A 15,592-nucleotide genomic window follows, 5' to 3' on the forward strand; every position below is an offset into this window, starting at 1 on the left:
TTTGTAGCCTGGTAAGCTTTCTTTCTCTACTAATTTGTACTTTCCTACAGATAAGTCTGAGATTTTTGCTTTACCATTTTTATCTGTTTTTACTTCCGTTACTACTTTGCCTTGTTCGTCTTGTACTTCGAAGACTACGCCTTCTAATACTTTTTGACTATCTTTATCTACTTTTGTGATTTCTACTGAGCCTTTGTCTACTAGTTCATTCTCTACTTTTAGTGATAAGACTTCTGTCATACCTTTTTTGATTTCGAATGATACTGGTTTCGCTAGTTTTTTATATCCTGGTAAGCTTTCTACCTCTACTAGCTTATATTTTCCTACTGATAAATCTGAAATTGTTGTTTTTCCTTCTTTATCTGTTGTTACTTTCGTTACTACTTTATCTTTTTCATCTTGCACTTCGAATGTTACGCCCGCTAATACTGCGCCACTTTCTTTGTCCACTTTTGTAATCTCTACTGAACCTTTGTCTAACTGTTCGTTCTCTACTTTCAATGATAAAACTTTCGTCATACCTTTTTTAATTTCAAACGATACTGGTTCTGTTAATTTTTTGTAGCCTGGTAAGCTTTCTTTTTCTACTAATTTATACTTTCCTACTGATAAATCTGAAATTGTTGCTTTTCCTTCTTTATCTGTCGTTACTTCTGTTACTACTTTGCCTTGTTCGTCTTGTACTTCGAAGACTACACCTGCTAATACTTTTTGACTATCTTTATCTACTTTTGTGATTTCTACATTTCCCTTGTCTAACATTTCATTTTCTACTGTTAAAGCAAGAGATTTTGTCATGCCTTTTTCAATTTGGAAAGTAATCGGATCTACTAATTGTTTATATCCTTTTGGTGCTTTTACTTCTACTAACTTGTATGTGCCAACTGATAAATTAGTAGCTTGTGCTTGTCCTTTTTTATCTGTCGTTATTTTAGCGACTACTTGTCCTGCTTCATCTTGAATTTCAAAGACTGCATCAGCTAAAGCATCTTTCGTTTCTTTGTCTACTTTTGTAATTTCTACATTTCCTGTATCCACTAATTCATTTTCTACTGTTAGCTTTAGCGCTGTTACTCTACCCTTTTCAATTTCGAATGAAATTGGCTTTTCTAGTGGTTTGTATCCTGCCGGTGTTTCTACTTCTACCAACTCATACTTCCCGATAGATAAATCTGAAACGTTTGCTTTTCCTTCTTTATCCGTTTTTACTTTCGCAACTACTTTTCCTTTTAAATCACGTACTTCAAATACAACATTTTCTAATGGAGCTTTACTATCTTTATCTATTTTTGTTATCTCTACATTCCCTGTATCCACCATTTCATTTTCTACTTTTAATGATAGGACTTCGGTCATGCCTTTTTTTATTTCAAATGATATTGGTTTTTCTAACTTTTTATAACCAGGTAAACTTTCTACCTCTACTAATTCATACTTTCCTACAGGTAAATCTGAAACATTTGCTTTTCCATCTTTATCTGTCGTTACTTTTGTAACTTCATTACCCTTTTCATCTTGGACGATGAATGTTACTCCCGCTAACGGTGCTTTATTATCTTTATCTATCTTTGTAATTTCTATATTTCCCGTATCTACCATTTCATTTTCTATTTTTAATGATAGAACTTCGGTCATGCCTTTTTTTATTTCAAATGATACTGGATCTGTTAATTTCTTATAGCCTGGTAAACTTTCTTTCTCTACTAATTTGTACTTTCCTACTGATAGATCTGAGATTTTTGCTTTACCATCTTTATCTGTTTTTACTTCCTTTACTACTGTTCCAGCTTCATCTTGCACTTCAAAGACTACGCCTTTTAATACTTTTTTGCTGTCTTTATCTACTTTTGTAATTTCTACTGAACCTTTATCTAACTGTTCATTTTCTACTTTCAACGATAGGACCGTTGTCATACCTTTTGTAATTTCGAATGATACTGAATCTGTTAGCTTTTTGTAGCCTGGTAAACTTTTCGTCTCTACTAATTTGTACTTCCCTACTGATAAATCAGAGATTTTTGCTTTACCATCTTTATCTGTTTTTACTTCTGTTACTACTTTGCCTTGCTCATCTTGCACTTCGAAGACTACGCCTTCTAATACTTTTTGACTATCTTTATCTATTTTTGTAATTTCTACTGAGCCTTTGTCTAACTGCTCATTTTCTACTTTTATTGCTAAAGCTTTTGTCATACCTTTTTTTATTTCAAATGGTACTGGTTCTGTTAGCTTTTTATAACCCGGTAAGCTTTTCGTCTCTACTAATTTGTACTTTCCTACTGATAAATCTGAAACGTTTGCTTTTCCATCTTTATCTGTTACTACTTTTCTTACTACTCCATCTTTCTCATCTTGGACTTCAAATTCGACACCCGCTAATACTGCCCCGTTTTCTTTGTCCACTTTTGTAATTTCTATATTACCTTTGTCTACCATTGCATTTTCCACTTGTATTGGAAATATGCCGTCCCCTGTTACATTTACTTCGAACTCTATTTCTTTTAATTGGTAGCCTTCAGGCGCTTTCGTTTCTTTTAAAATATATTTTCCTAGTGCTAACGGTTTAGAAGTTGCCTTACCATCTTTATCTGTAACAATATGTTCGACTACTACACCGTCTTTTACTATATCAAACTCTGCATTTGCTAATGGTTTTTCACCATTTTCCGAATCAATTTTCTTTACTTCAATTTGACCCTTTTGCATAGTATTTTTAATTTCAATTGTTTTTGTTTCTCCAGCTTGAAGTGTAACCTCTACTGGGCTTGTTAATTTTTGATATCCTTCTGGTGCTACTGTTTCATAAACTTTATACGTCCCAGGAGCTAAAGTTTGAGGTACTGAAAAACCTTTTTCGTCCGTTTTCAGTTTTGCAACAACTTCATTTGCACTATTTCGAACTTCAAATTCGGCACCTTTTAACCCTTTGTTCGGATTCTCAGAATCTATTTTATGAATCGATACTGTACCATCTTTTGGAGCTTCAGGCGGCGTAATAGTTACTTCTTTTGATGTTAATGTTTTATCATCAAAATGTAATTCCGCTTTATTAGGAATCTTCTTATCTACGTAAGAAGATAAGTCTGCATCATTTTTAATTTTCGCCTTGATACTGAGATTAATTATCTGGTCTTCATATGACTTATAGTCAAAATTCTCACCAAACGTAAATGTTACTTCACTTCTTTGTTTATCTATATTTAACGTTCCTTTAGATGTAATATCTTGGCCATTTTGATCATACACTTTTGCCTCTAATACTTCTAAAACATCTTCTAAATCATCACTAATTACCATTGATGTGTATTTAAGAGGATCTTTTGGTATATGTGTACCAACTTGGTATTGAATAACTTGATCCATTTGTGTTAGCTGCTCATTCTCTACAAGCTTGCCATTCTCATCAACTATATTTTTTTCAATACTAGGTGGATTATCGTCACCTGAACCGGATCCTCCCCCACCACTTACAAATACTTGTCCTACTTTTTCTTCAGTTACAATATTTTTACCTTCTAATTTCACAGTATTTTTATGAGGCTTTGCAGCAGGATTTGTAACCTTTGTTTTATATCTCAAAATATAGCCTTTTGAACTGTCTGGAAATTCAATTGTAAATCCAGTCTTTGTTGCATTAATTTTAATGTTAGATAAATCTGCTGGCTTAATATTTGTTGGTGCATAACCATCTTCAAATACAGCCTCTTCTAATACTACGCTGTCTGTAATTAACTCATGCCCAGGTCCTAATGTATCTGTTAATTTAAGATCTTGCATTTCTGTTCCAGTTGCATTTACATATACAAGCCAATCAGCAATTGAAGGATCTTCTTGATTATAAGAACCCCATTTCAATAAATTTTCCGTATTGGGCTGTGGCTTCGGTCTCTCTGTCGTATTATTTACACTTACTTCTTTATTGACGATTTGACCATCAACGTTAAATTCTAATGGAATTTCTTTAACACCATCATATGCTTCTAGACCAAAGTAGAATTCTACGAATAAAGAACCTTTAATGTTATTCTTTCCTTCTACGTAATCACCCATAGTACATGTTAATAAACCCTTTTTCATCTCACATGTACCAACTGTTTTTCCTTCAGCATCTTTTAAGGGAAAACTCATATTCATAAGGTCTTTTCGAAACTCTTTTGGCATATCAATTGTGAACTGATCTCCACTTTTTATTTTTTCTTTAGCTGACCACTTCACTTCTACTTTCATTCCATCTGAGGCTTGATACGGTTCAGATGTCGTGCCATCAGTACGGGAAATATTAATTTCGTCCACTGGACTTTTCATCACAGCAGCTTGAATAACTGGAGCCCATACATTCAGCACTGAAAATAATACTAGAAAAACTAATGAAACCATTGAAATGTGCCTTTTAGTACTTTTCATTTGCATAGTTCCCTCCTAAATTTTTATATTTATATAACAAAAAAAGATCGTCCGGTTGCATCAAAAATGTGCAACCAGACGATCTTAGTAACCAATATGTATTACCGTAGACTCTAAGCTTTGCGGCCTATCCTTTCGAATAGTGTGCTAAAAATATCTTTTATTCTTTTTTTGTTTCATTTTCCTCTTAAACCAAATATTACTATACCGTCTGGACGGTTATAATTCAATACTCTATAAAATTGTTCTATTTTTCTAATAAAAAAAATAATTCACCACTACATTAAAGAAGCAATGGTGAATTATTTTAAAATTATATAGTTCGTATATTCTATTTATATGAATTACTAATAAGAGCTTGAATCACTTTTTCTCTTAACTCTGGCCTTAGTCTTCCAACCCCTAAATATTCCGAATACCATAATCCATCTGCTGCTAATCTAATAATTGTTGCACAAACTGAATCTATCTCATCATTTTCTATATTCTTTTGCAGTTGCTGAAATGATTGTTGTAACGGCTCAAGTAATTCAGGTTTTAACATGAGTGCTGCCATCATACTGCTAGACAACTCTTCTGTTCTTCTCTCATTACTTAATCTTTCCTCTACAAAAGAGCGAACCCATCTCCCTTTCCTCTCTGAGTCTTCCGCTACTTTATTGTAAATGGCCCCTTCATAATCCTCTACCCCTCTGACTATCATACCTTCTATTAAAGCTTCTTTATTTGAAAAGTGATACAATAATCCACCTTTACTTAAACCCGCCTCTTTTGCCACTGCTTCTAAGGTTAATTTAGCAACCCCTTTACATTGTACAATTTGAGAAGCAGCTGCTAAAATCTTTTGCCGCGTTATGCTTATACTCATTCCTTTTTAAAACCCCATTTCTACTAAATTTATATAAATACGAATCTTATTTTTAATATTGTTGATTACTACTAAGTATTTTCTTTATACAACAAAAGCTGCATTACCTTTGAATTTTTAGTTACTTATTCTATTAAAAATTTCCATATCATTCAATATGATAACATTAAATACACAAAGTTGACTATACATCTATACTTTTGTATTTATCGAAAATATATCCATTAATAAAATTTACCGATTTAGTCCTTCTTATTACTTTAAGACGGCAGTAATTCTTTCAGCACTAAATAAAAAATGTTATTACCCCCATTGAATTGAGTAATAACATTTTACTTAACAAATTCGCTGCCAACTAGCATCCTTCACTAGTCGGTTTTCTAACTGATCCAATAAAACATTCCTCGCAAGCACCATATGCAATAAAATTTTTCTGTGCTTGCCTTAACGAGACTTCATTTGCCCCACCTTCATAGTCATGATTTTCAAATTGAACCGGATCATCTTCCCAATAACATATATTACAAATTTCATATGTACCTGGTGGTTCTTCTTCTAATGTTTTACCCCGCATTAACGGGCAGTAAAACTCCCACCTCAAAATTCAGCTAGAACAAAGGAGTTAGGCGGGGGCGGGCTGCCCATAAATGCCCGATTGGTGAGAACTAATAATTAGTAGGGAATGAACAAAATCCCCACTGATTAAAGTTTCACTTTATATCCGCAACATAGATAAGTATATTTCATTTCTGTTACTCCTTTTATTTTTCCTAAAAAGAATTATACCTATTTATTAGACGAATTCCTCAAAAAAGAAAACCACCTATCCCCTAAAGAATATAGGGAACAGGTGGTTTATATGTTTTATTAGAAAGTAGTGCTCACTTTTTTATAATATTCTTTTGAAATCTCTTCATAAAATGCTGCCGATGTCGAGTAGAAATAAGGTACTAACCATAAGAAACCAATTCCTACAGTAAGAATACTTAAAATGAACCACCCTAAGAAACTTAAGCATAGTAAAAAGTAATCCATTTTATGTCCATTCATCATATGACGACTCTCAGTAATCGCTTGATTCGCTGTATATTCTGGATGATCATTCAAAATAAAATATGTCATAGAATAAGAAAATGATTTAATAATACCTGGGATAATAAGAAGTAATGTCCATAGAGTCAAGTATACATACATTAGTAAATATGTTAAAAACGACTTCATCAACTTACTTCCATCGCTAAACCATCTAAATATATGACCAATGCTAGCATCAGTCCCACGAATTGCATTTAAAACAAGATAATAGGCACCTATTGTTAATGGACCTATAACAAGCATTACAATAATACTTACTGTAAATGAATCACTTGCTTCTTCCCAACCCCAAAATATCGAGAAAATACCTGTTGTTAGCATTTCAACAACGCCAATAAGGATTCCAATTAATAAGGTTGCCCCTACCGCTAATCCCCATCTTCCTTTTAATGCATCAAGTGCTTCTCTTTTCAACTGACTTATCATATATAACCTCCTAATACTATTTCCATTTTATTATACCATTTATATCAAAAATCCCACATATTTTCCTAAAACAGAAGCATATTACCTTTTTTCATACGTATTGGTACATGTGTGCTGTAGTTGTACTGATATATGGATTAAACCACTCTTTTCCCTATAACCAGAGAAAGCTTGCCCTTCATAATAGGCAAGCTCTCTCTGGTTATTTCTCATTTATTTTCTTCTTATACCAATCCTGCATTCTCTCCGCATCTTCTACTCTCGTATGCTCTATTTTGTAACTAGATGATGCACTCGAAAACTTATACGTACATAAATCCGCACGGCGCTGGAAATATGATTGTGTCTTCTCCATTGATTGGACGTGTCTTCTTCTAATAAGTCCTGTATATTTTCCGACGCTACGATAGACAAGTGTAATTTGTTCTCCGTTAACACTGTAACCATTTGTTTTAAATGTTGCGTAGCCAAGTGTAAAGATAAGGATTGCGAGCGGTAGTAATGCCCACATGATGTAATACTTTTCAAAGTATATGCTTATTCCAGTAAGCGGGATTGCGAGCATAGCGAAAAAGATTAAACTATCAATGAGATAGCGGCGTAATGCTGCTTTTGGTAATGAAATAATATTTGTATCCAGTTCGTATGGTAGTTGTAAATGCGCGAGTAACTGTTGTACTCGATCTTTTCGAATGATTGGATGCAGTGTAACTTTTTCTTTTTCATCATCCGTTCCCTTACTTTGAATCACTTCTACTTGCACAGCACAATAGCCGAATGGCTGACGTAAAATACTTTCTTTTATGGTAATACCTTGAATACGGTGCAATTTTAGTACGAGTTCTTTTTTCTCAAGTAATCCTTGCGAAATGCGGACTTCATCATTTCTTCGATTCACTGTGAAATCTCCATGTTTTAGCGCATAACCGATTGTAGATATAATCCACGAAAGGACGAGCAAAATAGCTACCATGAAAATCCAGCCATATATATCATACTCCATTACATATGACTTTACGCTATTCTCTATCCATTTCGGAATGTACTCCTGTACTTGGTGATACACGAAAAAGATTAACGAGAATAATAGTCCAAACTGCCCCGATGTAACAGAGGCTAGTAAAATTTCTTTCCAAGTCAATTTATATTCTGTCGTTTGTTTTTCTTCTGTAACGATTTCTTTTTCTACTTCATGTTCCGTTTTTTCGTCTAGCGTTCCTTCTGCTTTCACTTCTGGAGTTGGCTCATTTAGCAAAGCAATAAGCTCAGTTGCCTCTTCTACTGTAATACCGGCTAAGCTAACCTCCGCATCATCGCCCCCACCAGCTGTTTCAATTTGGATTTTCTTTAAGCCAAGCATTTGATATAACACGTTAGAGCTTGTATTGATTGTTTGAACACGTTCTTTATTTAAGTAGCTCTCCTTTTTCACAAAGAGACCTTGCTTCACATGTAATACGTTATTTTCAACCCAGTATGTTGTGTAATACCATTTTTCAAACGCTGAAAAGACAGTGAGTAAACCAAATGCAGCGGGAATTAAGTACCAAAACGGGAATTTTCCATTTAAGCTAAACATGAAAATAAAGAGTGGTATAAAATCTCTTATTTTTAATTCCAATAACATCGTGATTGGATGCTGCCTCTTATACATCCTCATCACTCACTTTCGCTAATTCTGCGATTTTTGTTTTCAACATTTCTGCTTCATACATCGTTAAGCCTGGGATGCTGTGAGAAGTTGCCGCTGTAGAAATATGTAATTCTGCTAAGTCATATTTTCTCATAATCGGTCCTTGTTCAATTGTCACGTGCTGCACACGAATCATCGGTACTAATACGCGCTTTACGACGAAAAGACCGTGCTGAATTTCAAGCTCTTCTTCATTTAATTGATAACTGTAATAACGTTGACGTAGTTTCGGGAATAAGAAGTACGAAAATGGTGCGAACACAACTGTTAGCCCAATCATCACATACAAAATCCATGCCCACCAATCAAACTTTATCATGAGGAAAAGGTAAGCTAAAATGACGAGAATACCGATCCCTTCTTCAATTACAGCACGAACTTTCCACACCTTGACCATGTCAGGGTGAATTTCATTTTTCAATGGCTCCATGTAACCACTCCAAATCTAGTAATCTAATATATGAATACTCTTAATCTATATTTTACGTAACTTTACAGAAAATTGAAATTCAATCTTCTTTCTTCTCAGGAATAAAATATCCGAACCAAAGTAGCCAAATGAAACCGATTAACTTCATCCAATTTCCATCCGCTTGAAAAGCTTCAATCATACCTGGTATTTTATAAACCCCAATAAATCCAAGAAAACCGAGCCACCAGTTTTTTTGCATTTTCATTTTTACTCCTCCTTCATTACGTTTTTCACATTTCGAATCCAAATTTCTTTATACTTTAACTGGAATCCCATGAGCATATAGTTGCTCATATTATCGATCACGAGTGCTAGCGTATGAGCATTTTCTTCCGTTTCATGTTGTAACACAACGCCCAGTCTCGCGCCTTTCTTCAATAAATCGTGGAAACCATGTAAGAAATCCTCTTGTATTTCAAATAAACGTTTCTGGTACTTTTCATTTCGCGATGCAGTTACGATAAATTCATTGATAACGCGTAGTATTCCTTCTTGCCCTTCATACTCAGAGAGCATATGTAAACCATCTGTGATTAGCTTTTCTGCAAAGTTTTCTTTCGTATACTGCTCTTCATCGAAGTAATTTGCGAAATGATAATCAGAAAAAATCTCTTCAAATAAAAAATCAACTAACGCTTCTTTAGAAGAAAAATGATAGTAAATAGCCGGTTTTGAAATACCTACCTCTTTCGCAATCATGGAAAGACTCATCTTCTCAATGCCGTGTTCTGCCATAAGTTTAAATGATGCCTCTACAATGTTCTGCGATGTTTGTAAATTCTTCGTCATACTGTACCTCACTTATTTTTACTTACCGGTCGGTAAGTAAATTATAAAACAAAACGAAATGATTTTCAATTTAATTAGTACTACATAAGGTATTTATAGGAAAATACCGAAAATTATAAAGTAAAAGCAATATATAACAATAAAGAGGATATCGTATGGGACTTGGTGGTAATGGGGTAGTGGGGGTAATGGCGGCGGTGAAGCGGGACAAGCTGGTAAGAGCGGATTTTCATTAATCATTGTACTTTTTATCGTATTGATTATAGTTGGAGTTAACTATATCGGACTTGGCTTCTAAGAAAAGGCGTCCCACATTACACATGTAGGACGCCTTCTTTTTAATCCCTATTCAGCAATCGCATACGATAACAATTCATCGTCACTTCTCCAAGTCTTTGCAGCAATTGATAGTTCGCATATGCGCCGACTGGGGCACCGATTACTGGTACGAGCTGAAGCATTTTCGCTAAATCAATATAGTCTCGGTACTCTGTTTGGAACTTTTCCCAGTCCATATGATTTTCTTTTTCTGTATCCCACGTTTCAATTGCTTTCCATATTTCTTTTCTATGATCATCACTTGAAAAGGCGAGTTGGAAAACGTGAAGGATAAAAAGACGTTCTTCTTGTTTACTCGTATCAAATCCGTACAACGTTGCTGCATCGAATAAAAATTTAATTTTAATTGTAAGTAAAAGCGGAAAGTCAGCAAGACCGAGGAGAATACCGCCAGCCCCCGTCCCTGCTCCTTCTGCCGCTGCTATTTTTTTGTACTCATCCATTTTTTTACGCACTTCATCGTCACGTCTTTGCAGTGACCATGTCGTCTCTTTTAGCTTCGGCTTTATAAAGTTTGACCCGGCGCTGATCGTTTGCACCATCATACGAATCGTCTCTGTTAGTACCTTTTGTACTTTCGCCGGAATGAGCTGTTGCACTTTCGTCTGCACTTTTTTGGAGAACCGTGTCATCATAGAAGAATCTTTCATGAATGTAGCTTTCCACTGCTCCAATTCTTTTATAACCTTCTCTTCGTATGTAATCATAGGTTCATTCCTTTCAATTTAAACGCTCAATGCGCTTCGCCCCGTATTGGTAAACGAAACCGATACTAAATAATATGCTTACGATAAGTAAAATTCCTGTCATCATGAAATCTTTCGTTGCTAGTGCAAATATAACTGTAAAGATTACGCTCCCGATGATTAGAATCGCATTTAATAAAGTAAGAAAATCTTTCTTCTTTTCATCTACCTTTACTGGATACAAATCAAGCCAAATTTTCATACGGTGATGTTTCCATAAAGTTAATAGCTGATAACCGATTAAGTATAGGAAAATAAAACTTACGATAAATCGCCCGTATAAAAATGGAATGAAGTACAAAATAACTCCTCCAAGAGCGAGCAGACGCACATATAATCCAAAATAGTTACCTGATCTTAAAAACGTTCTCGTATATAAGTATAAATATGTACGCTTTTCGCCGATTATCGAAAGAATGAAATCAAGCCATTTTCTGCGTGCTACTCTCTCTTTTAATGCTGGTACATCAACGAACATATTCGCAATGCGGTACAGCAACATCATCTTCTTACCTTCTTCAGAAATTAAATACTCCCAGTTTAGCGGCTTTCCCTTTACCATTTGATGCATGATAGCCAGGTATAAAACCATGAGAAGGACGATTCCACCAATGAAAAGAACTGAAGTACGTTCTACAAGGAAATATACAAATAAACCGTTTAGGATAAAACGAACAAACCAATCAGCCCTTTGTATATTTTGATCTGTTAAAAATGACTTTTCCCACGCTACAAATAAATTCCACGCTTTTACAATGACAAATGCGAGTACGATCCATATGTAGCCAGCTCCTGTTTGCTTCATTTGTTGGAAGTATAACGGAGCAAGCGCAGCTGCTACGATTGCGATTATGTATAACTGAATCATAAATGTAAAAAGAAATGCCTTTGTGAAGTAAGGTTTTAACTTTTCTTCAACTGGCAGTAAGTAAACGAGATCCGCTTCTTTTAATAATGTTTGAATGGATCCAGCCGTTAACACGAGTCCAATTAATACTGCCATTACGAGCGCAGTTGGAAACGAAGTTGTTAACGTTTGTAACCATTGCTGGTAATAATACGCTCCCGCACCGATGATGAACACGAAAATAAATTTCAAATGATCATTAAATACGTATTTACTATATGTACGAACTTCTTTTAGAAAGTGACGAAATCGTTCTTTCCATAACGCTGTGCTATTCATAATCTTCTTCCTTTGTTAGCGCGATGTAAATATCATCTAACGTTGCACCTGGCATATGAAACTGTGATTGCAGTTCAGATAACGTTCCCTTCGCCCTTACTTCACCTTGATGCAAAATAATGAACGAATCACAGTAACGCTCTGCCGTCGCTAAAATATGTGTACTCATTAAAATACCCGCGCCACTCTTTTTCATTTGGTCCATCATTTGAAGAAGCGATTGAATCGCTAACGGATCTAATCCAACGAAAGGTTCGTCTACTATGTAAAGAGATGGCTCCACTAAAAATGCGCTCATAATCATTACTTTTTGTTTCATCCCTTTTGAGAAATGAGATGGAAACCATTTTAAACGATTTTTCATACGAAACTCTTGTAGTAGTTGTCCTACACGTTCTTCATATTGTTTTTCATCAACACCATACGCCATAGCTGTTAATTTCAAATGCTCTTCTAACGTTAATTCATCATATAATACCGGCGTTTCTGGAATGAATGAAAAGCTGGAACGGTACGCTGTCATATCATCACGAATTGTTTTCCCATTAATTGTGACAGTTCCTTTTTTCGGTTCCATTAAACCGATAATATGTTTAATCGTCGTACTTTTACCAGCTCCATTTAAACCGATTAAGCCGACAAGTTCGCCTTTATTAACAGAGAACGAAACGTCTTTTAATACAGGTCGTTTCGTATATCCTCCTGTAACATTTTCTACACGCAATAACTCGCTCATACGACACCACTTTCTTCATTAGTATTCATTCTATATTCATCTTACCAAAAATTATGCCGTACTACATAGTATCCATGTACTCAAAAAAATTTTTTAAATTTATTAGCATATATTTTTCCGAAAGCGGACATCATAATTATTGAAGAAGGAACACATTGAAAAAGCAACCACCAATTGATGAGTACAACAACATAGTGAAGTCATCATGAAATGGGGTGTCCAAGTTGGACAATGAAATTTACACATAACCAGATCATTTGTTTCATTTTCGAAACGGGGTGTCTCTGAAAGAGCATATACTGTTTTAAAAAATAAACAATTTCATTTTAAAAAAGATTGCAATTCATTTCACTTGAAAATGGGGTGTCTACGGCAGAAACTTTAGCCGATTTACCGTGCATTTCTTAAATAAATGAGGTGTCTGCGAAACGTAAATTACGATAATGCTTTTTCAATCCCTCTTCAGAAAACAGGAAGCTGAGTCAGCTTCCTGTTTTTCGTGTTTGTTCTCTTATGTAATTATGGTAAAATACGGCTAAGGATATTTGAAAGGATGAGATCAATGAATCATACAGCAGACAATTGTATTTTTTGTAAAATCATTGACGGGCAAATCCCTTGCTCAAAAGTATACGAAGATGAACATGTGCTTGCATTTTTAGATATTAGTCAAGTAACAAAAGGACATACTCTTGTTATTCCGAAAGTTCACAAACAAGACATTTTTGCGTTAACGCCAGAAATCGCATCACACATTTTTTCTGTCGTTCCAAAAATCGCAAATGCGATTAAAGCAGAGTTTAATCCAGTTGGCTTTAACCTACTTAACAATAACGGTGAAAAAGCTGGACAAACTGTGTTCCACTTCCACCTTCATTTAATTCCACGCTACGGTGAAAAAGATGGTTTCGGTGCTGTTTGGAAATCACATCAAAATGAATACACTATGGAAAATTTACAAAACATCGCAAGTACAATTGCAAATAGTGTGAAATAATGACACTATAAGAAGGCGTAATACATAACAAGCCACTTCCCTGAAGTCATCAAATTCCGCATGGCTTGTTTCTTCACTTAAAATGCTCAGGGATGATTGTTTGTGCATAGCACATATAAGAAAGATATGCATATTTTTTCCATCATGAATACGAACAAAAAATAAGGAGGTCTCCTTTTATGTCAAAAGCTAAATCCTTTATTACAGGTGTTATTTGCGGCGGAGCAGTTGCTGGACTAGCTGTTCTTTTCTCAACTCCTTCTTCTGGTAAAGACATGCGCGGCAAGTTAAAAGAAAAAGGAAATGATATTAAAAAGACTTTAGCTGATATTACAGCTGATACGAAATTATTAAAACGTCAAATCGTTGAAACTGCTTCAGAAGGTAAAGAAGTGTTTCAAGAATTAAAAGACGATATGCACGATACACTTTCTAACTGGAAGCAAGATATTTCTCAAAACAAGCGCCATATTGAGAAAGAAATTTTGGACATCCAAAAGTCAATTGAGAAACTACAAGAAGCTGTTCCAGAAAAAGCGTAAACAAATTCCTGCTTAGTTTTTTGCATATAACAAATATTTTTTATATAAATTGACCTTGACACGGCATATCGTATAGATATGCCGTGTTTTTATGCATTTACAATATATGTTATCACTTAACATGTAAGGACAACGTATGTATTCACGACTCATAAAACGCTTCCATAGTTATGCATGATTTGTATAGAATGTCATTTTTCCGAAAAATTTTCACAATTCTCACAAAAAGACTTTATTAATTTTTATTTTACTGGCATAATAGATAGTAATGAAAAAAGAATGTTAAAGTGGGTGAGTAAATGAAAAGTGGAGAAAAAGATTACTCGGTAAAAGAAGCGATGATTTTCAGCCAACGCATTGCTCAATTATCGAAAGCGTTATGGAAATGTGTAGAGAAAGATTGGCAGCAGTGGATTAAACCTTACGATTTAAATATTAATGAACATCATATTTTAACAATCGCTTATCATTTAAAAGGGGCTTCTATTTCTGAGATTGCTAAGTTTGGAGTTATGCACGTATCAACAGCGTTTAACTTCTCGAAAAAGCTGGAAGAACGCGGCTATCTTGTATTCTCAAAAAAGGAAGATGATAAACGAAATACGTACATTGAAATTACAGACAAAGGGGAAGAATTACTACTTCGCTTAATGGAGGAGTATGATCCTGAAAATAATTCAGTGTTTAATGGGGCTCTTGCACTTCGTAATTTTTATGGGAAGTTCCCAGAAAATATCGAACTGATTGCAATCCTGCGTAATATTTACGGACAAGACTTTATCGATATTTTTGAGAAATCATTAGAAGATATTGAAGAGAACTTTACAGAATCCGATCAAAAGTTAGTTAAGAAATAATCTATTTATTTTTTCGCAATCATGCTTAAGAATTCATTCATAAGCGGCTTAAATAAACCTTGTTTTGCTAGCGCTTCCGCAGTTTCGTGTACTTCGAGCTGATGTGGAAGCGCTTTTTCAAATTGATCTAACAGCGCATCGAACAAAAGAAGCCCTTCTGCTTTCTCCACTACATATTGCTCGTTCAGTTTTTCACAAAGATTTAGTATACGTTCAATATCTTTCTTACGAGCTTTTTTCTTTATGATCAAAGAATAAAATGGACACTTCTCTTCATCAATCATTTTAAATAGTAGGTCTACATAGTATTCAGCTTGTTCTAATCTTCTAACAACGTCCATTTTCTCCCTCACTTTCTAACACAAAGTCTTCTATTTCTGAATTTTGTAACACGAACAAAATATCGTGTGATACAATATATGTATATGTATTTTAGCCAAAA

General features: G+C 34.6%; 14 protein-coding genes, 2 pseudogenes and 1 riboswitch. Of the genes and pseudogenes, 4 read left to right on the plus strand and 12 right to left on the minus strand.

Annotated elements, in window-relative coordinates; all coding sequences use genetic code 11:
• The 8 genes and pseudogenes from MR143_RS26050 to MR143_RS26085 form a co-directional block, all read right to left on the minus strand.
• Window positions 1–4,410 (minus strand): SpaA isopeptide-forming pilin-related protein (locus tag MR143_RS26050; protein ID WP_242281077.1); only part of this gene is annotated, 4,410 nt, incomplete at its 3' end.
• 60 nt (window positions 4,411–4,470) lie between these two features.
• Window positions 4,471–4,563: riboswitch (cyclic di-GMP riboswitch) on the minus strand.
• Between the two features lie 172 nt (window positions 4,564–4,735).
• On the minus strand, window positions 4,736–5,272 hold the full coding sequence (locus MR143_RS26055) for a TetR/AcrR family transcriptional regulator (RefSeq protein WP_000028009.1): 537 nt from the start codon (window positions 5,270–5,272) through the stop codon (window positions 4,736–4,738).
• Between the two features lie 336 nt (window positions 5,273–5,608).
• Window positions 5,609–5,846: pseudogene (locus MR143_RS26060) on the minus strand (CPCC family cysteine-rich protein).
• A gap of 293 nt (window positions 5,847–6,139) precedes the next feature.
• Entirely contained in the window at window positions 6,140–6,793 is a 654-nt protein-coding gene (locus tag MR143_RS26065) for a DUF975 family protein (protein ID WP_000625406.1), read from the minus strand.
• Window positions 6,794–6,995: 202 nt separating this feature from the next.
• Window positions 6,996–8,447 (minus strand): PH domain-containing protein, encoded by a 1,452-nt coding sequence (locus tag MR143_RS26070; protein ID WP_000278176.1) that lies wholly within the window; start codon window positions 8,445–8,447, stop codon window positions 6,996–6,998.
• Entirely contained in the window at window positions 8,440–8,916 is a 477-nt protein-coding gene (locus tag MR143_RS26075; RefSeq protein ID WP_000433536.1) for a PH domain-containing protein, read from the minus strand. Before MR143_RS26075 ends, MR143_RS26070 begins: the two co-directional genes overlap by 8 nt.
• Before the next feature lie 79 nt (window positions 8,917–8,995).
• A complete protein-coding gene (locus MR143_RS26080) occupies window positions 8,996–9,163 on the minus strand; it encodes a hypothetical protein (protein ID WP_000783813.1) in 168 nt (55 codons plus the stop codon).
• A 2-nt stretch (window positions 9,164–9,165) separates the two neighbouring features.
• Window positions 9,166–9,747, minus strand: a complete 582-nt coding sequence (locus MR143_RS26085; protein ID WP_061883865.1) for a TetR/AcrR family transcriptional regulator — start codon at window positions 9,745–9,747, stop codon at window positions 9,166–9,168.
• A gap of 155 nt (window positions 9,748–9,902) precedes the next feature.
• On the opposite strand from MR143_RS26085, the pseudogene MR143_RS26090 reads away from it, so the two are divergent.
• A pseudogene (locus MR143_RS26090) lies at window positions 9,903–10,045 on the plus strand (YjcZ family sporulation protein).
• Between the two features lie 40 nt (window positions 10,046–10,085).
• Here the strand turns inward: MR143_RS26090 and ecsC are convergent.
• From ecsC to ecsA, 3 genes are read right to left on the minus strand one after another with little or no spacing between them, the layout of a single operon-like run.
• Entirely contained in the window at window positions 10,086–10,793 is a 708-nt protein-coding gene (ecsC, locus tag MR143_RS26095; RefSeq protein WP_000634142.1) for an ecs operon protein EcsC, read from the minus strand.
• Window positions 10,794–10,806: 13 nt separating this feature from the next.
• The gene (gene ecsB, locus MR143_RS26100; RefSeq protein ID WP_199717865.1) at window positions 10,807–12,018 is read right to left on the minus strand and encodes an ABC transporter permease EcsB; all 1,212 of its coding nucleotides are present in this window, start codon (window positions 12,016–12,018) and stop codon (window positions 10,807–10,809) included.
• Window positions 12,011–12,754, minus strand: coding sequence for an ABC transporter ATP-binding protein EcsA (ecsA, locus tag MR143_RS26105; RefSeq protein ID WP_001292602.1), 744 nt, complete (start codon window positions 12,752–12,754; stop codon window positions 12,011–12,013). Before ecsA ends, ecsB begins: the two co-directional genes overlap by 8 nt.
• Before the next feature lie 562 nt (window positions 12,755–13,316).
• Here ecsA and MR143_RS26110 point away from each other — a divergent pair.
• The 3 genes from MR143_RS26110 (at window position 13,317) to MR143_RS26120 (ending at window position 15,150) form a co-directional block, all read left to right on the plus strand.
• On the plus strand, window positions 13,317–13,751 hold the full coding sequence (locus tag MR143_RS26110; protein WP_001016835.1) for an HIT family protein: 435 nt from the start codon (window positions 13,317–13,319) through the stop codon (window positions 13,749–13,751).
• 179 nt (window positions 13,752–13,930) lie between these two features.
• Complete coding sequence (locus MR143_RS26115) at window positions 13,931–14,293, plus strand: YtxH domain-containing protein (RefSeq protein ID WP_000030300.1); 363 nt, start codon at window positions 13,931–13,933, stop codon at window positions 14,291–14,293.
• 299 nt (window positions 14,294–14,592) lie between these two features.
• Complete coding sequence (locus MR143_RS26120; protein ID WP_000834924.1) at window positions 14,593–15,150, plus strand: HTH-type transcriptional regulator Hpr; 558 nt, start codon at window positions 14,593–14,595, stop codon at window positions 15,148–15,150.
• Window positions 15,151–15,155: 5 nt separating this feature from the next.
• Here MR143_RS26120 and MR143_RS26125 read toward each other — a convergent pair whose 3' ends face one another.
• On the minus strand, window positions 15,156–15,491 hold the full coding sequence (locus tag MR143_RS26125) for a DUF1878 family protein (RefSeq protein ID WP_000383655.1): 336 nt from the start codon (window positions 15,489–15,491) through the stop codon (window positions 15,156–15,158).
• Window positions 15,492–15,592 lie beyond the last annotated feature (101 nt).

The sequence above is a fragment of the Bacillus cereus group sp. BfR-BA-01347 genome (assembly GCF_022663835.1).
Classification (GTDB): domain Bacteria; phylum Bacillota; class Bacilli; order Bacillales; family Bacillaceae_G; genus Bacillus_A; species Bacillus_A thuringiensis_K.